Here is a 16487-nt window from a genome sequence, read left to right as displayed (position 1 = left end):
CATGTCTCAGATGTGGCGGCATCTGGTCTGTTTTATTCACAAAGTTACTGATATAATAAGATGTTATTGTTGTTGTGATGGGCTTTAGGGCGTCTGTATGAAACCAAACTTTGCGCTGACGTTGTCTTTTGAAGGCATTGGACTTTTGCATCGGGCCGCCACAGGCTGGGAGCGCATCGCAGATGTGCCTCTGGATGTAGAAGACCTGCCCAAGGCGCTTGATTCACTCAAGAAAACCGCCTCCGACCTCACGAACGAGCCGTTGCAAAGCAAGCTGCTCTTGCCTGCGGAACAGATAAAATACATACGCCTCAGCGACCCCAGCGGCGGAACGCAAGCACAGGAAGCTGCCGTCCGCACAGCCCTTGATGGCGCGACTCCCTATACGCTGGATGAGCTTGCCTATGACTGGGCCGAATCTGATGGCAGCCTCTTGGTCGCCGCAGTGGCGCGCGAAACACTCTTGGAAGCCGAGACTTTCGCACGCGACAACGGCTTTGAGCCCGTCTATTTTGCCGCCAAACCCGAAGCTGGCGAATTTGTCGGGGAGCCCTTTTTTGGCCCCTGCGAAACTGCGGCACATCTTGGGCCCGTGGAGCGCGACACCGAGGCTGTTGTCATCAGTGGTGTCGCCCGCCTGCCAGACCCCACAGAAGACCCAGAGCCCGCGCCCCAAAAAGCCGCGCCACAAGCGAAGGCTGACGCGCCCACAGAGACAGCTCCAAGCGCGGAAGATGACGCGCCAGAGGCCGAGCCTGAAGCCCCACCCGCCTTCTCGACACGCCGCGCAGAGGCAACCGAAGGCGCAAGCCCTGCCCTGTCTGGCGCAAGCCGCGCTGCAACGAGCGCCGTGGCCCCAACCATCTCATTGCCGGGTCTGGATGAGGCCCCAGAAGAGGCCACGCCCCCTCTCGCCCCTCCCATGCCAAGGCCGGCACCTGACGCGCCCACCGACAAAAGCACCATGTCTTTTGTCAGCCGCCGCGCGGACGACGACGAAACAGACGCAGAGCCACCCGAACCGACAGAGGCACGCGACGCGCCAGCCCTGCCAGCGCCGCCCCCCAGTGTCCTGCCGCCAACAACGACAGAAAAGCAGCGCCTCACCGTGTTTGGAGCGCGCAAACCAGAAACGCCGAAACCGCAGCGCGCCGTTGCAGGCAAACCCCGCTTCCTTGGCCTCATTCTGACGGCTGTTTTGCTTGTATTCCTCCTTGGCGTTGCGGCTTGGGCCTCGATCTTTGTGGGTGACGGGCTCTCGCGTTTTCTGGGCAAGGACCGCACGCAGGTTGCAACGGCCTTGCCGAACTATGACGAAACCGAGATCGAAGGCGAAGAGGCGATGCTGCCTGTAAACCCGCTTGAACTCGCCTCTCTTGCACCTGACGAAGCTCTCGGCAGCCCCCAGCCAAGCACCGCGCCTTTGAGTGTTCCTGCGCTGACATTGGAAGAAGCACAGGAAAAATACGCGGTCACAGGTATCTGGGCGTTTCCGCCAGTCGCACCAGAGACACCAACGACACTCTCGCAAGACGATCTTTACATCGCCTCAATAGACAGTGCGATCGGTGCGCAAGACGCGATTGCCCTGCCCCCGCTCGCCCTTGAACAGGTTGATGGCGCAATCGCACAGCAGAGCAACCCCTCGGCACAGGGACAGCAGTTTGCTTTGGATGCCAGAGGCCTCGTTATTGCCACGCCAGAGGGATCTATGTCGCCTGACGGGCACATGGTTTTTGCAGGCAAACCCCCTTATTTTCCTGAGAATTTACCTGATCGGACCGTGGCTGTGGCGGCGGTGGAGCCGGTGGTTGATCCGCTGGCGCAGTTTCGCCCGAAGCTGCGGCCCGAGGGGCTGCAAGTGGCCAATGAGCGGGCAAATCTGGGCGGGATGACGCGCACAGAGCTGGCCACGATTCGCCCGAAGCTGCGCCCGCCTTCAGCCACCCAGATCGCCGCAGCCGTGCCTCAGCCTGATGCAGGGGCCGCGCTTGAAGAGGCGATCGAAGAGGCCGTTGCAATGGCCGTGCCGCCCACGGCAGGCGGCGTTGTTATTCGCCTGCCACAGGCCGACACACGCGACCTTGACCCCAACGCAACAGAGCAGGCCGTGGCGCGCTCGATCAAGCCCAAAGACCGCCCCAACAACTTTGACCGGATCGTCAAGCGGGCCGAAAAAGCGCAGGAAGCAGAAGAGGTTACACAAGTGGCCGCAGTTGCACCACGCACGGTTGCGCCCAGCATTCCATCGCGCTCGTCCGTCACAAAACAGGCCACTGTGCGCAACGCAATCAACCTGCGCCGTGTCAATCTGATCGGGGTTTATGGAAAGCCCTCCAGCCGCCGTGCGCTCGTCAGGCTCTCCAACGGGCGCTACAAGAAAGTCGCCGTGGGCGACCGTATTGACGGGGGCCGCGTCTCTGCCATTGGCGAGGAAGAATTGCGCTACCAGAAGAACGGCCGCGACGTGACCCTGAAGATGCCGCGCGGCTAATCTTAAATTAGAATGAAGACAGCGGTATTGGCAGGTAAGACATGCCACAGAGGCCAAAACATGGGGGGTGATATGCGTGCACCGCACGTGCACCATGTGTGCACCGCCCCTTACACCCCTTTCTTAACAAGAGTTACCTTAACAGGGCGTGCGCCCGTGCCCGAGCTTGTGCAACAGAAGCACCGCGCATGAGCGGCCTTGGCGCGTATCTGGGGCTGTTTGCATCGGCTTTTCTGGCGGCGACGCTTTTGCCTGCGCAATCAGAGCTGGTGCTGGCCACGCTCCTTGCCGCCGAGAGCCGAAGCGCGACACTTCTCATTGCGGTTGCAAGCCTTGGCAATGTCTTGGGCGCCTGTCTCAATTACGGGCTCGGGCGCGGCGCGCTGGCGTTGCAGGGCAAGCGCTGGTTTCCCGTTGGCCCCGCAGCCCTCGCCCGCGCGCAAAGCTGGTATCAGCGCTATGGGCGCTGGTCGCTTTTGCTCAGCTGGATGCCTGTTGTGGGCGACCCGCTCACGCTGGCAGCGGGTGTCTTGCGCGAAAACCTCTGGATCTTTCTCGCGCTCGTGACGCTGGCCAAGACTGGCCGCTACCTTGTGGTTGCCGCTCTGGTCTGGGGATGGCTCTAAAACGCGCGAAACTTCGCCTGTTTGAAGTAAAGGACGCGTAAAACTCGCATTTGTCAGAGCCAATGTCTAAAACAGACGCATGCGAGACCAAATTGATTCAAAACTCATCACCGCTCTGCAAGAGAATGCACAAGCCACCGCGCAGGAGCTGGCCGAAACGCTCGGCCTGTCGGCCAGCCAAGCCGCACGGCGGCGCCAAAAGCTTGAGGCCAGTGGCGTTATACTGGGCTACCGCGCCGAGCTTGACGCCGCCGCGCTCGGGCTGGGCGTACAGGCTTTTGTGCAAGTGCAGCTGCTCAACCATGACCCCAAGATGACACAAAGCTTTAACAAGCTGATGGTATCACAGCCCGAGATTGTCTCGGCTTGGGCGATGACGGGCGATGCCGACCTGCTGTTGCGGATTTATTCCAAGACTCTGGCCTCGCTAAACACGCTCATTCATGACATTCTTCTTCCGCACGGGGCTGTCAGCCGCGTGCACAGCCAGATTGTCATGAACCAGATCAAACAAGACGCACCGTTGCCAGCCTAATGCATTCACTTTTACTTCTTCCAACGATTTACCTTTTGGCCGCTGTTATTGCCGTTCCGCTTGCCTCGCGCTTGGGGCTTGGGTCTGTGCTGGGCTACCTGAGTGCTGGTGTCTTGATAGGGCTGATGCCCGGCCTTGGCGACGAGACCCGCGACTTGCAGCATTTTGCCGAATTCGGCGTTGTGATGATGCTGTTCATCATCGGGCTTGAGCTGAGCCCGGGCGCGCTTTGGGCGATGCGCCACAGGCTTGTGGGCCTTGGTGGCTTGCAGATTGTTCTGACCATTCTGGCCGTCTTTATTGCCTCGTCGCTCTTTGGCTTTGCCTGGCAGACGAGCCTTGCCATCGGGCTGGTGCTGTCGCTCAGCTCGACCGCGATTGTGCTGCAAACACTCACCGAGAAAGGGCTGGTGCAAACCTCGGGGGGCCGTTCTGTCTTTGCTGTCTTGCTCACACAAGACATTGCCGTGATCCCCTTTCTGGCGCTGGTGCCGCTTCTGGCTGTGGCAGGCCTTGCGGCGATCAGCTCTGATGGCTCTATTGCCGTGGCTCATGAAGAGCTGGCCCACCACGCAACCCTGTTTGAGAGCCTGCCCGCTTGGGGCGTGACGCTGGCGACTTTGGCCACGATTGCGCTGATCATTGCGGCGGGCGTGTTTTTGACCAAGCCGATTTTCCGCTATATCCACGCCACGCGCCTGCGCGAAATGTTCACGGCGCTGGCCCTGCTGATTGTGATTGGCAACGCCTATATCATGACGCTGCTGGGCCTCTCGCCTGCTTTGGGCGCGTTTCTGGCGGGGGTTGTTCTGGCCAACAGCGAGTTTCGCCACGAGCTGGAGAGCGATATCGAGCCGTTCAAGGGGCTGCTCTTGGGGCTGTTTTTCATCACCGTCGGTGCAAGCATCAACTTTGATGTGTTGATGGCAGAGCCTGCGCTCATGATCGGGCTCGCCTGTGGGCTTATTTTTATGAAGGGGCTTGTGCTTTTCTTGCTGGGCTTTGGCTTTGGCTTGCGCAAACGCGAGCTCTGGCTCTTTACCCTCGCTTTGGCGCAAGCGGGGGAATTCGGCTTTGTTCTGGTGTCCTTTGGCGGGCAACAAGGCGTGTTTGATGACCCGTTGAGCAACCGTCTTTTGCTTGTGATCACGTTGTCGATGCTGATGACGCCGATGTTGTTTCTGGCCTATGACTTTTTGCACAAGCGCTTTGAGGGCACAAAGCAGACCCGCGAGCCTGACGAGATCGACACGCAAGGCGCTGTGATCATTGCGGGGGTTGGCCGCTTTGGCCAGATTGTGAACCGCCTTGTGGAAAGCAGCGGCTTCAAGACTGTTGTTTTGGACAACAACCTTGAGCGCATTCAGCTGATGCGCAGCTTTGGCTACCGCGCCTTTCTGGGCGACCCCACCCGCCCCGAGCTTTTGCGCGCGGCGGGCCTGCGCGATGCGCGGGTGCTTGTTGTCTCGATTGATGACACGGCGGCGGCGCTCAAGCTTGTGCGCCATGCGCGCAAAGAACGTCCCGACCTTCACATCATTGCGCGCGCGCGTGACCGTGGGCATGTGTTTGCGCTCTATGAGGCAGGTGCCAACGACATTGTGCGCGAGATGTTTGACAGCTCGCTGCGCGCAGGGCGCTATGTGCTCGAAAACGTGGGCATGACCGAATATGAGGCCGCCGAAGCCGAGCAGGCCTTTTACGCCCACGACCGCATGGCGCTGAAAGAGCTGGCACAGCTCTGGAAGCCCGATCAGGACATGGCCTCAAACGCGGCCTACCGTGCGCGCGTGCGCGAGCTGGAAAAAGAGCTGGAACTGTCTTTGCAGGCTTTGGCCGAAGGGAAGAAAAGCGCCTAGGCGTTTTGCAGGTTGGCCAGCTCGCTCAGCGCGGGGCGACCAAGGGTCTCAAACACTTCAAGCGTGAGCTGGCGGGCCGTGTGACCGGCCCAGCCCTTGCCGAGCAGAGCTTCGTGAACCTCGGGTTGGCGCAAGACAATACGCCGCCAGTGGTGCAGCACCAGAAGGCGCAGCGCGAGCTTTTGAGGCGGATCAAGCTTGGCTGTGGCGAGCTGTGGCACGAGGCTGGCGAGAGCCTCTGTATAAAGCGCAAACTCTGCGATGGCCTCGGCGCTTGTGAGCGATGCACGCATCCACGCAGGCACTTCGCTTGCAGGAATGTTGAGCCCGCCTGCGCCCCCTTTGGCAGGTGAGACGAGCATGTTGGGGCCGACAACCGCACTGCCCGCGCGCTTGGCTATGGCCGCATCTTCCAGAAGCTCGATATGCCAGTCAGCCCCCTGCCCGCTGGGGGCTGTGCGGTAGATCTGGGCGTAGGCTGCATGGGTGAGCGCCTCGCCTGTTGCCGACAGATGATAGGCGCTGCGGCGGCCGCGCTTGACCGCTTCCAGCCAGCCATCTTTGCGCAGGCGGTGGAGCGCGACGCGCAGCGCCTCGGGCTTCACACCGAAAGGCGCTGTGAGCGCGGCCAAGAGCTGGCTGTCCAGATGGTCTTCCTTGGCGGGGGCAATATCACCGAAAATCGTCACGATCAGCGACCATGTTTTCAGCGGCCCCTGCGCGTGCAGGGCCGTGAAGGTCGTGTCAAAAAGCTCAGATGCGCCCGAAGTCATGGGCACATCTTAGCCGCAAGCCCTCAGGCGTTAAAGCGCATTCATCGTCAGCAGCTCATAGGTTGCGCAGAGCTCGTCATCCTGATTGGTCAGGCTCACGTGCCAGCGCACTTCGCCATACTCTTCGTTGCGGGTTGTCTTGCGCTTCACCGTGAGCGCCACCTTGATGGCATCGCCCGCAACAACGGGCTTCATGAAGCGCAGGTTATCAAGCCCTGTGTTGGCCAAGACAGGGCCTTCATTTGGCTCCACAAACAGCCCCGCCGCAAAGCTGAGCAAGAGATAGCCATGCGCCACGCGCCCCGGAAAGAAGGGGTTTCGCGCGGCGGCCGCCTCATCCATGTGGGCATAGAACGTGTCGCCTGTGAAGGTGGCGAAATGTTCGATGTCTTCCAGCGTGATGGTGCGGCTGGCGGTGTGGAGGGTCTCGCCGATCAGCAGCTCACTGAAGCGCCGTGTGAAGGGGTGCGCAGGGCCCGTGATCTGATCAGCACCCGGCACCCATTTCTGGCCGATTGCGGTGAGCATATCGGGGCTGCCCTGAATGGCGGTGCGCTGCATATAATGCATGACACCGCGGATACCGCCCATTTCCTCGCCACCACCTGCGCGGCCCGGGCCACCGTGGACCATATGGGGCAAAGGCGAGCCGTGGCCTGTGCTCTCTTTCATCGAGTGGCGGTTGTTGATGTAGATGCGCCCGTTCCACGGCGCGGCCTCGGCCACAAAACCCGACGCCACGGCGGGGTCGGCTGTGATGAGCGAGGTGACAAGGCTGCCCTGCCCCTTGGCCACAAGGGCGGCGGCATGGGCCATATCGCGATAGCCCATCACGGTGCTGACGGGGCCAAAGGCCTCGGTGGCGTGCACCTCAACGGCGGTATCAGGCGCGTCGCACTGCAAAAGCACAGGCGAGACAAACGCGCCCTCGGCAGGCACGCGGGCGTCATCGCGCCAGATAATCTTACTCTCGGTGGCAAGCTTTTCAACCATCGCCAGAACATCGCGTTTCTGGCTCATGCTGACGAGCGCGCCCATGCGGGTTTTCTCATCGCGCGGGTCGCCGATTGTGAGGCTGTCAAGCTTTGCAGAGAGTGCTTTTGTCACCGCCTCAACCTGCGCCTCCGGCACCATGATACGGCGAATGGCAGTACATTTCTGGCCCGCCTTGGCTGTCATTTCGCGGGTGACTTCCTTGATGAAAAGGTCGAACTCTTCGGTGCCGCTGACAGCATCGGGGCCAAGCACAGAGGCGTTGAGGCTGTCTTGCTCGGCAATGAAGCGCGTGGAGTTTTCAGCAATATTCGGGTGGCTGCGCAGCTTGAGCGCGGTTTGGGCAGAGCCTGTGAAGCTGACCACATCTTGCGGCCCCAAGCCCTCAAAGAGATCACCAACCCCCCCAGAGATGAGCTGCAAGGCGCCCTCTGGCAGGATACCACTGTCGAGCATGATTTTGACAGCCAGTTCCGTGACATAGGCTGTCGAGCTGGCAGGTTTCACAATCGCCGGGACACCCGCAAGAAGCGTGGGCGCGAGCTTTTCGAGCATACCCCAGACGGGGAAGTTAAACGCATTGATATGCACACCAACCCCGTGCAGCGGCGTGCAGATGTGCTGGCCCAGAAAGCTACCGTGGCGCGAGAGCTGCTCCACATCGCCGTCAACATAGACATGTGCCTCGGGCAGTTCGCGGCGGCCCTTGGAGGCAAAGACAAACATCGTCCCGATGCCACCGTCGATGTCGATCAGGTGATCTTTCTGTGTGGCCCCTGTGTGAAAAGACAAATCATAGAGCGCTTGTTTGTGCTCCCCGAGCGCCAAGGCCAGCGCCTTGACCATTTTGGCGCGGTCATGAAACGTGAGCTTGCGCAGAGCCGGCCCGCCAACGGTGCGGGCGTATGTGAGCATGGCCTGTGTCTCAAGCGTGCCATTGCCGATGCGCGCAAAGGGCGCGCCTGTGATGGCGCAGTCAACCTGGCGTGCGGCGGCGTCTGGCGCGACCCACTGCCCCAAAGCGTAGCTTGCAATCTCTCTCATGGCGCTCTCCTTTTCAGTGCTTGATAATTTATTGACCAACCGTTCGGTTTATGCAAGCTTGTTCTTGAGACGCGTTTGGGAGGACATGATGTCAGAGACAATATTGGTTGTGAAACACGAGCTTTGGCACGAGATTGTGCTGAACCGCCCCGATAAGCTGAACTCCTTTACCGAAGACATGCACCTCGCCTTGCGCGCGGCTCTTGAAGCGGCTCGTGATGCTGGCGTGCGGGCTGTCTTGCTCACAGGCGCGGGGCGCGGCTTTTGTGCAGGGCAAGACTTGGGCGACCGCGACCCCAGCAAGATGGACAGCCTGCCCGATTTGGGCGCAACTGTGCGCAGCTTTTATGCGCCGCTCGTGACCCTCATTCGCAGCCTGCCCTTCCCTGTTGTCTGCGCTGTGAACGGCGTAGCAGCCGGGGCTGGCGCCAATCTGGCGCTTGCCTGTGACATGGTGCTGGCTTCGGATAAGGCAAAATTCATCCAGTCGTTTTCCAAGGTCGGCTTGATCCCTGACACAGGCGGCAGCTTTCATTTGCCCCGCTTGCTCGGCGAAGCGCGCGCCAAGGGGCTGGCCTTTACGGCACAGCCGATGACCGCGCAGCAAGCCGAAGACTGGGGCCTCATCTGGCGCTGCATTGAAGACGGGCAACTCATGTATGAAGCGCGCGCGCTGGCCGAGCAGCTGGCCAACGGCCCCACATTGGGCCTTGGCCTCACCAAAGCCGCCATTCAGGCCGCCGCTGTGAACACGCTTGAAGAGCAGCTTGAGCTTGAGGCCGGCTACATGAAAACCTGCGGTGAAAGTGCCGACTACGCTGAAGGCGTGAGCGCCTTTTTGAACAAGCGCGCACCTGCGTTTAAGGGAGAATGAGCATGACCCCGAAAGAACGCGCAGAACGGTCTGCTGCTGCCATGTGGGCGGGCGACAAGGCCTCTGAATGGGTTGGTATGGAGCTGATCAACGTGGATGAGGGCACGGCTGTGTTGGAGATGGAGGTGCAAGCCCATCACACCAACGGCCATGGCACCTGCCACGGTGGTGTGAGCTTTATGTTGGCCGACAGCGCCTTTGCCTTTGCCTGCAACTCGCGCAACCAGAACACCGTGGGCCAGCACACATTTATGAGCTACCTCGCCCCCGGTTTTGCAGGCGACCGCCTGCGCGCCACCGCGCGCGAGGTGAGCCTTACCGGGCGCAGCGGGATTTATGACGTGGTTGTGAGCAACCAGAAGGGCGAAACTCTGGCCGAGTTTCGCGGGATTTCGCGCGCGATTGCGGGCACACATTTTGACGAAGGCGGGGAGGCCTGAGCCATGAAAGATCTGACACCAAAGAAGAGTGACCTTGACCCGATCGAAATCGCCTCGCGCGACGAGATTACGGCGCTGCAACTTGCGCGGATGAAGACCACGCTGAAGCATGCTTATGACAATGTGGCGATGTACAAAGAGCGTTTTGACGCGGCAGGCGTGCACCCGGATGATCTCAAGTCCTTGAGTGATCTGGCGAAATTCCCTTTCACCTACAAAGACGATCTGCGCGCCAACTATCCCTTTGGCCTCAGTGCTGTGCCACGTGAAGAGCTGGTGCGCATCCACGCCTCCTCTGGCACAACCGGCAAGCCCACAGTTGTGGTCTACACCCAGAACGATATTGATGTCTGGGCCGAAGTTGTTGCCCGCTCCTTGCGCGCCTCGGGCCTCAAGCGCGGCGATACGGTGCACAACGCCTACGGCTACGGCCTGTTCACAGGCGGGCTTGGCGCGCATTACGGGATCGAGCGGCTCGGCGCCACAGTGGTGCCCATGGGCGGCGGACAAACCGAAAAGCAGGTGGGCCTGATCACCGATTTCCAGCCCCAAGGGATCATGGTGACGCCGTCTTATATGCTCAACATCCTTGAAGGTTTTCACAAAGCGGGGATTGACCCGCAGAGCACAAGCCTTGATGTGGGCGTCTTTGGTGCTGAGCCGTGGACGAATGCCATGCGCCTTGAAGTGGAAGAGGCTTTTGACATGCATGCCGTTGATATTTACGGGCTTTCCGAGATCATCGGGCCAGGTGTGGCCAACGAATGTGTCGAGACAAAAGATGGCCTGCACATCTGGGAAGATCACTTCTACCCGGAGGTGATTGACCCTGTCACAGGCGAAGTGCTGCCGGACGGAAGCGAAGGCGAACTTGTCTTCACCACGCTCACCAAGACAGGCATGCCAATGATCCGCTACCGCACGCGCGATCTCACGCGGCTCATGGCGGGCACAGCCCGCTCCATGCGCCGGATGCAGAAGATCACGGGGCGCTCGGATGACATGATCATCCTGCGCGGCGTCAATGTCTTCCCCACCCAGATCGAAGAGCAGGTCATGGCCACAGGCGGGCTTGCACCCTACTTCCAGATCGAGCTTTACAAATCAGGCCGCATGGATGCGATGCGGGTGTTTGTAGAAGCCAATGCAGATGCCGCTGACAACCTCAGCCGCACCGCCGCACAGCGGATGCTGACAAAGCATATCAAGGATATGGTCGGCGTCTCGACAGAGGTTGTTGTCGGCGACCCTGGCTCTGTTGCGCGCTCCCAAGGCAAGGCCGTGCGCGTCATCGACAACCGTAGCAAAGAGGGCTGAGCGCGTGGCCAGAACACAAGCCAAAGACCACGGTGCAAAGCGCATCGCCATTCTGGAGGCCGCGGCCCGCGTCTTCGCCGTTGAGGGGTTTGACCGCGCCTCCATGGCGGCGCTTGCGCGCGAGGCGGGGATCTCCAAGGCCAACATCTACCACTACTATGACAGCAAGGATGCGCTGCTCTTTGACCTGCTCGACAGCCACCTGAAAGACCTGCGCGACAGGCTTGCAGCCGTGCCGCTCGCAGGCCTCAGTGCGTCCCAAAAACTGGAAGCGCTCTGCACAGAGGTGCTTCTGGCCTATCAAGGCGCCGATAATGCCCACCGCGTACAGAGTGCAGGTATGGATCACCTCCCCGAAGCCGAAAGGAAAATCCTTATAGAGTATCAACGCGATATGGTGCGCCTCTTGTCAGACACCATCGCTGAAAATGCCCCCGAAGTCTTCGCGCATGACCCTGCCAAATTGCGCAGCATCACCATGTCGCTCTTTGGGATGCTCAACTGGCACTACATGTGGAACGGCCAGGCCGACGAAGCTGCCCGCCGCGCTTACGGAGCCCAGGTCGCAAAGCTTACGCTTGGAGGCCTCAAGGCGCTCTGAGCTTAAACGCTTTCTTTTTGCCTAAAATATCCTGGGGAGAGCGCGAGAGGGGCAAAGCCCCTCTCGGCCACCGCGATTTGGCGCAGCCAAAGCGCAAAGCCTCATGCGCGCGCCCTCACTGGTCGTAGTCGACCTTCACAACAGCACTCACAGGGTAGGTCTGGCACGAAAGCACATAGCCCTTCTCGACCTCATAATCTTCGAGCGCATGGTTGGCGCGCATATCCACCTCGCCCTCGATCACACGACAGCGACAGGTCGAGCAGACGCCCGCCTTACAGGCATAAGGCGCATCCATCGCATTGGCGCGGGCGATGTCGAGCAAGCTTGTGTTGCCATCGGCCTCAAGTGTCTGCGTTGCGCCATCAAGCGTCACCGAAAGGGTGATCTGGGCCGCTGCTGCGGCTGCGCGCGACGCGGCAGGCTTGGCCAGTCGGCCCTGCTGGCCCGAGGCAAAGAGCTCGTATTTGATCTGCTCTTCCGTCAAACCGTGGTCTTTCAGCGCCTTGGCGATGCCCAGCATCATAGGCTCTGGTCCGCAGATAAACGCTGTGTCCACAGACTTGATATCGATCCAGCTTTTGAACAGCTCGGCGCATTTCTCTTCGGTCACAAGCCCGCTGAAAAGCTCGATGTCTTGGGCATCCTGCTCCAGAATGTGGATCACGTTGAAGCGGCCCATATAGCGGTTTTTGATGTCTTCCAGCTCTTCGCGAAACATGATCGTGGAGACGCCCTTGTTGGCATAGACCAGCGTGAAATCAGCGTTTGGCTCGGCTTCAAGCGTGGTTTTGATCAGCGAAAGCACCGGCGTGATGCCCGATCCGCCCGCAAAGCCGAGGTAGGTTTTGTCTGAGGCCGCATCAAGCGGCGTGAAGAACCGGCCCATCGGCGGCATCGCCTCAAGGCGCGCGCCCACTTTCAGCTCTTCGTTGGCCCATGTGGAGAAGGCGCCGCCATCAACCCGCTTGATCCCCACTTGCAAGATACCCTCGCCCTTGCCTGCGCAAATCGAATAGCTGCGGCGGATTTCCTCGCCGTCAAAGTCACGGCGGAAGGTCAGATACTGGCCTTGGGTGAAGTCAAATTCGCTGGCCGCGCCATTGACGGGCTTGAGCGTGACAACCACAGCGTCGCGGATGGTTTTGTGGACATCTGTGACTTCGAGTTCATGAAAGCGGGCCATTGGCTAAGCTCCTCAGATACATTTGAAATAGTCGAAAGGCTCAAGGCAGCTTTTGCAGCGCCATTGGGCCTTGCAGGGGGTGGAGCCGAACTGGCTCAGGCGCTCCAGATTCTGGCTCTGGCAGCGCGGGCAGTGTTTGGGCCCGCCCGCAGGCTGGGGCGGCGCGATGCCGTAGTCTTCCAGCTTGGCGCGGCCTTGCTCGGTGAGCCAGTCTGTCGTCCAGGGCGGTGAGAGCTGGCGCTTGAGCGTGAGCTTTTCAATGCCGCGCGCGCGCAGGGCGGTTTCGATATCCAAGTTGATGATCGTGGTGGCGGGGCAGCCCGAATAGGTCGGCGTGACCGTGACTTCGAGCGTGTCGCCCGCCCATTCCACGTGGCGGATGATGCCCAGATCCGTGAGAGAGATCACGGGGATCTCGGGATCTGGCACCTCATCAAGCCATGAATAGACCTCTGCAACGCTGGGCTGGCTCACCATGTCGCTCCCGGATAGGCGCGCTGGAGCCACTGCATTTGCGTGAGAATATGGCCCAGATGTTCGGTGTGCATTGCCCCTGTGCGCCCGCCTTTATGGGCAAAGCGGCTTTCGGGCAGCAAAAGCGTGGCCTCGGCCATGGTGGCCTCGATTGCCGCGTCATAGCTTGCGCGCAGGCTGGCCAGATCAGGCGCGATGCCTTCGGCTGCGGCGGCCTCATCGACAGCATCGGGCGTGAAAAGCTCGCCCACATAGGGGTAGAGGTAGTCAAGCGCGTCTTGCATACGCTTGTGGCTCTCTGGCGTGCCGTCGCCAAGGCCCACGACGGTGTCGCGCGAGCGCTCCACATGGTAGCTGACCTCTTTCACGGCCTTATCGGCGATATCGCTCACGCGCGTCTCAGAGCTGTTCTGCAGCGCGCGCAGCATCAGGAGGTGCCACTCGTCAAAGAGATACTGGCGCATCAGGGTGCGGCCAAAGTCGCCATTGGGCAGCTCACAGAGGAGCGCATTGCGAAAATCCCAAGCATCACGCAGGAAAGCGAGGTTATCTGCGGTTTTGCCCGCGCCCTCTTCTTCGGCGGCAAGGCCGAGCCAGAGCTGGGTTTGGCCGATCAGATCGAGCGCGGTGTTGGCAAGTGCGATATCTTCTTCCAAAACCGGCGCATGGCCGCACCACTCAGACACGCGGTGGCCCAAGATAAGCGTGTTGTCCCCCATGCGGAGGGCAAAGTCGTAAAGCGTGCTCATATCACATGGCCCCCACATCTTCGGGGATGTCAAAGAATGTCGGGTGGCGGTAGACCTTGCTTTCGCTTGGCTCATACATCGGGCCTTTGTCCGACGGGCTGGAGGCTGTGACATGCGCCGCCTCGACCACCCAGATTGACTGGCCTTCGTTGCGGCGCGTGTAGACATCGCGGGCGTTCTTGATTGCCATTTCCGCGTCAGGGGCATGCAGGCTGCCCACGTGACGGTGGCTCAGGCCATGCTGACCGCGGACGAAGATTTCCCAGAGGGGCCATTCTTTAGACATGTGTTTGCTCCTTATTCCGCAGCGGTTTTGAGCGCGGCGCGCTTTTCGGCGTGGGCCAAGAGGCCATCGCGCACCCAGGCGCCATTGTCCCAAGCGGCGTTGCGCTTTTCCATACGGTCGACATTGCAGGGGCCGTTGCCTTTGAGCACATCAAAGAACTCGTTCCAATCGGGCTGGGAGAAGTCGTAGCCGCCCTTCTCTTCGTTCCACTTGAGGTTCTCGTCGGGCACGGTCAGGCCAAGGTATTCGGCTTGCGGCACCGTCTGGTCGACAAACTTCTGGCGCAGCTCGTCGTTGCTGTCCATTTTGATCTTCCACGCCATGGACTGGGCCGAATGTACCGAGTCTGCATCGCTTGGGCCAAACATCATCAGGCTTGGATACCAGAGGCGGTTGAGCGCGTCTTGCGCCATGGCTTTTTGGGCAGGCGTGCCTTGGGCCATCTTCATCATGATGTCGTAGCCCTGACGCTGGTGGAAGCTCTCTTCCTTACAGATGCGGATCATCGCCCGTGAATAGGGGCCGTAAGATGTGCGCTGAAGCGGTACCTGGTTCATGATGGCCGCGCCATCAACCAGCCAGCCAACCGCGCCCATGTCGGCCCAGTTGAGGGTCGGATAGTTGAAGATGGAAGAGTATTTCATGCGCCCGTCAAGGAGCTGCTCGGTGAGTTCGTCACGGCTTACACCCAGAGTTTCGGCCGCCGCGTAGAGGTAGAGGCCGTGGCCTGCCTCGTCCTGGACCTTGGCAAGCAGGATCGCCTTGCGCTCCAGCGTGGGCGCACGCGTGATCCAGTTGCCTTCGGGCAGCTGGCCCACGATTTCGGAGTGTGCGTGCTGGCCGATCTGGCGGATGAGCGTTTTGCGGTAGCCTGCGGGCATCCAGTCTTTCGGCTCGATCTTGATATCGGCATCGATACGGTCCTGAAAGGCCGCCTCTTCGGGGCTCATTTCCTCGCGGGATTTTACGCCTGCGCCGGTTGATTGTACCATCTGTGCATACATGAGTGTGTCCTCCTCAGACCCGTTCAATGATAATGGCTGCGCCCTGGCCAACGCCAACGCACATGGTGCAAAGTGCATAGCGCCCGCCACGGCGCTTGAGTTCGTAGGCCGCTGTCATGACAAGGCGCGCGCCTGACATCCCCAGCGGATGGCCCAGCGCAATCGCGCCGCCGTTTGGATTGACGTGCTCGGCATCATCAGCCACGCCGAGAGCGCGCAGCGTTGCGAGACCCTGGCTTGCGAAAGCCTCGTTCAGCTCGATCACATCCATATCTTCAATGCTGAGGCCTGCGCGCGCCAAAACCTTCTGGCTGGCTGGCACAGGGCCGATGCCCATAATGCGCGGAGCCACACCTGCCACCGACATCCCCACCACACGCGCAAGAGGCGTGAGCCCTTGGGCGGCGGCGGCGGCTTCGGAGGCCATGAGCAGCGCGGCTGCGCCATCATTCACGCCCGAGGCGTTGCCTGCGGTGACAGTCTTGCCCTCACCGTTGATGGCGCGCAGCTTGGCGAGCTTATCCACCGTGCTGCCTGCGCGGGGGTGCTCATCGGTATCAAACACAACCGCATCTCCCTTGCGCTGCGGGATCTCGACAGGCGTGATCTCGTCGGCAAATCTGCCAGCGGCCTGTGCGGCCTCAAAGCGCGCTTGGGAACGGGCTGCAAAAGCATCTTGGTCTGCGCGGCTGATGCCGTAATCTTCGGCCACATTGTCGGCTGTCTCGGGCATGGAGTCTGTCCCGTAGGCGGCTTTCATCTTGGGGTTTACAAAGCGCCAGCCGATGGTTGTGTCATAGACCGCATTGGCGCGGCCAAAGGCTGTTTCGGCCTTGGGCATCACGAAGGGTGCGCGGCTCATGCTCTCGACCCCACCCGCGATGGCCATGTCATAATCACCTGCCTTGATGGCGCGGGCGGCCATGCCCACGGCATCCATGCCGCTTGCGCAGAGGCGGTTGAGCGTGGTGCCCGGCACGTCGATGGGCAAGCCTGCCAGAAGTGCCGCCATCCGCGCGACATTGCGGTTGTCTTCGCCCGCTTGGTTGGCAGAGCCGTAGATCACATCATCAATGGCGGCCCAATCGACATCGGGGTTGCGCGCTTTGAGCGCGGCAATGGGCAGAGCGGCCAGATCATCGGCGCGCACAGAAGACAGTGCGCCACCGTAGCGGCCAATGGGTGTTCGGGTTGCATCACAAATGAAGGCCTGCGCCAAAGCTGCGTCTCCT

At 60.5% G+C, this 16487-nt stretch carries 16 protein-coding genes; 8 read left to right on the top strand and 8 right to left on the bottom strand.

Annotation, left to right across the window (positions count from 1 at the left end; genetic code table 11):
* The first annotated feature begins 97 nt into the window (after positions 1 to 97).
* From ACTG3X_RS11700 to ACTG3X_RS11685, 4 genes are all read left to right on the top strand, one after another.
* Entirely contained in the window at positions 98 to 2494 is a 2397-nt protein-coding gene (locus tag ACTG3X_RS11700) for a hypothetical protein (protein WP_439111457.1), read from the top strand.
* 188 nt (positions 2495 to 2682) lie between these two features.
* Complete coding sequence (locus ACTG3X_RS11695; protein ID WP_439111456.1) at positions 2683 to 3120, top strand: YqaA family protein; 438 nt, start codon at positions 2683 to 2685, stop codon at positions 3118 to 3120.
* A gap of 79 nt (positions 3121 to 3199) precedes the next feature.
* Positions 3200 to 3655, top strand: coding sequence for an Lrp/AsnC family transcriptional regulator (locus ACTG3X_RS11690; RefSeq protein WP_439111455.1), 456 nt, complete (start codon positions 3200 to 3202; stop codon positions 3653 to 3655).
* Positions 3655 to 5514, top strand: a complete 1860-nt coding sequence (locus ACTG3X_RS11685) for a monovalent cation:proton antiporter-2 (CPA2) family protein (protein WP_439111454.1) — start codon at positions 3655 to 3657, stop codon at positions 5512 to 5514. Before ACTG3X_RS11690 ends, ACTG3X_RS11685 begins: the two co-directional genes overlap by 1 nt.
* Here ACTG3X_RS11685 and ACTG3X_RS11680 read toward each other — a convergent pair.
* Both ACTG3X_RS11680 and paaZ read right to left on the bottom strand, forming a co-directional pair.
* Positions 5511 to 6287 carry a PaaX family transcriptional regulator C-terminal domain-containing protein gene (locus ACTG3X_RS11680; RefSeq protein ID WP_439111453.1) on the bottom strand — a complete coding sequence of 259 codons (777 nt, stop codon included), beginning with the start codon at positions 6285 to 6287 and terminating at the stop codon, positions 5511 to 5513. The two genes, ACTG3X_RS11685 and ACTG3X_RS11680, sit on opposite strands and share 4 nt — an antisense overlap.
* A gap of 30 nt (positions 6288 to 6317) precedes the next feature.
* Positions 6318 to 8324: a phenylacetic acid degradation bifunctional protein PaaZ gene (gene paaZ, locus ACTG3X_RS11675; protein ID WP_439111452.1), complete on the bottom strand. Its 2007-nt coding sequence runs from the start codon at positions 8322 to 8324 to the stop codon at positions 6318 to 6320.
* 88 nt (positions 8325 to 8412) lie between these two features.
* On the opposite strand from paaZ, the gene paaG reads away from it, so the two are divergent.
* From paaG to ACTG3X_RS11655, 4 genes are read left to right on the top strand one after another with little or no spacing between them, the layout of a single operon-like run.
* Positions 8413 to 9198 carry a 2-(1,2-epoxy-1,2-dihydrophenyl)acetyl-CoA isomerase PaaG gene (paaG, locus tag ACTG3X_RS11670; protein ID WP_439111451.1) on the top strand — a complete coding sequence of 262 codons (786 nt, stop codon included), beginning with the start codon at positions 8413 to 8415 and terminating at the stop codon, positions 9196 to 9198.
* A 2-nt stretch (positions 9199 to 9200) separates the two neighbouring features.
* Positions 9201 to 9638: a hydroxyphenylacetyl-CoA thioesterase PaaI gene (gene paaI, locus ACTG3X_RS11665; RefSeq protein ID WP_439111450.1), complete on the top strand. Its 438-nt coding sequence runs from the start codon at positions 9201 to 9203 to the stop codon at positions 9636 to 9638.
* 3 nt (positions 9639 to 9641) lie between these two features.
* Positions 9642 to 10955 (top strand): phenylacetate--CoA ligase PaaK, encoded by a 1314-nt coding sequence (gene paaK / locus ACTG3X_RS11660; protein ID WP_439111449.1) that lies wholly within the window; start codon positions 9642 to 9644, stop codon positions 10953 to 10955.
* 4 nt (positions 10956 to 10959) lie between these two features.
* The gene (locus ACTG3X_RS11655) at positions 10960 to 11556 is read left to right on the top strand and encodes a TetR/AcrR family transcriptional regulator (protein WP_439111448.1); all 597 of its coding nucleotides are present in this window, start codon (positions 10960 to 10962) and stop codon (positions 11554 to 11556) included.
* Between the two features lie 115 nt (positions 11557 to 11671).
* Here ACTG3X_RS11655 and ACTG3X_RS11650 read toward each other — a convergent pair whose 3' ends face one another.
* The 6 genes from ACTG3X_RS11650 to pcaF are packed head-to-tail and all read right to left on the bottom strand — an operon-like array spanning position 11672 to position 16474.
* Positions 11672 to 12742 carry a 2Fe-2S iron-sulfur cluster-binding protein gene (locus ACTG3X_RS11650; protein WP_439111447.1) on the bottom strand — a complete coding sequence of 357 codons (1071 nt, stop codon included), beginning with the start codon at positions 12740 to 12742 and terminating at the stop codon, positions 11672 to 11674.
* Positions 12743 to 12754: 12 nt separating this feature from the next.
* Entirely contained in the window at positions 12755 to 13219 is a 465-nt protein-coding gene (gene paaD, locus ACTG3X_RS11645; RefSeq protein ID WP_439111446.1) for a 1,2-phenylacetyl-CoA epoxidase subunit PaaD, read from the bottom strand.
* The gene (gene paaC / locus ACTG3X_RS11640) at positions 13213 to 13965 is read right to left on the bottom strand and encodes a 1,2-phenylacetyl-CoA epoxidase subunit PaaC (RefSeq protein WP_439111445.1); all 753 of its coding nucleotides are present in this window, start codon (positions 13963 to 13965) and stop codon (positions 13213 to 13215) included. The genes paaD and paaC overlap by 7 nt, the downstream gene beginning before the upstream one ends.
* Before the next feature lies 1 nt (position 13966).
* Positions 13967 to 14251 carry a 1,2-phenylacetyl-CoA epoxidase subunit PaaB gene (gene paaB / locus ACTG3X_RS11635; protein WP_439111444.1) on the bottom strand — a complete coding sequence of 95 codons (285 nt, stop codon included), beginning with the start codon at positions 14249 to 14251 and terminating at the stop codon, positions 13967 to 13969.
* Between the two features lie 11 nt (positions 14252 to 14262).
* Positions 14263 to 15255 (bottom strand): 1,2-phenylacetyl-CoA epoxidase subunit PaaA, encoded by a 993-nt coding sequence (gene paaA / locus ACTG3X_RS11630; RefSeq protein WP_439111443.1) that lies wholly within the window; start codon positions 15253 to 15255, stop codon positions 14263 to 14265.
* Positions 15256 to 15268: 13 nt separating this feature from the next.
* Positions 15269 to 16474 carry a 3-oxoadipyl-CoA thiolase gene (gene pcaF / locus ACTG3X_RS11625; RefSeq protein ID WP_439111442.1) on the bottom strand — a complete coding sequence of 402 codons (1206 nt, stop codon included), beginning with the start codon at positions 16472 to 16474 and terminating at the stop codon, positions 15269 to 15271.
* Between the last annotated feature and the right edge of the window lie 13 nt (positions 16475 to 16487).

The sequence above is a fragment of the Lentibacter sp. genome, assembly GCF_965658795.1.
Lineage (GTDB): Bacteria > Pseudomonadota > Alphaproteobacteria > Rhodobacterales > Rhodobacteraceae > Lentibacter.
Note: the sequence above shows the minus strand (reverse complement) of the source record. Positions and strands in the feature narration are given on the sequence as shown.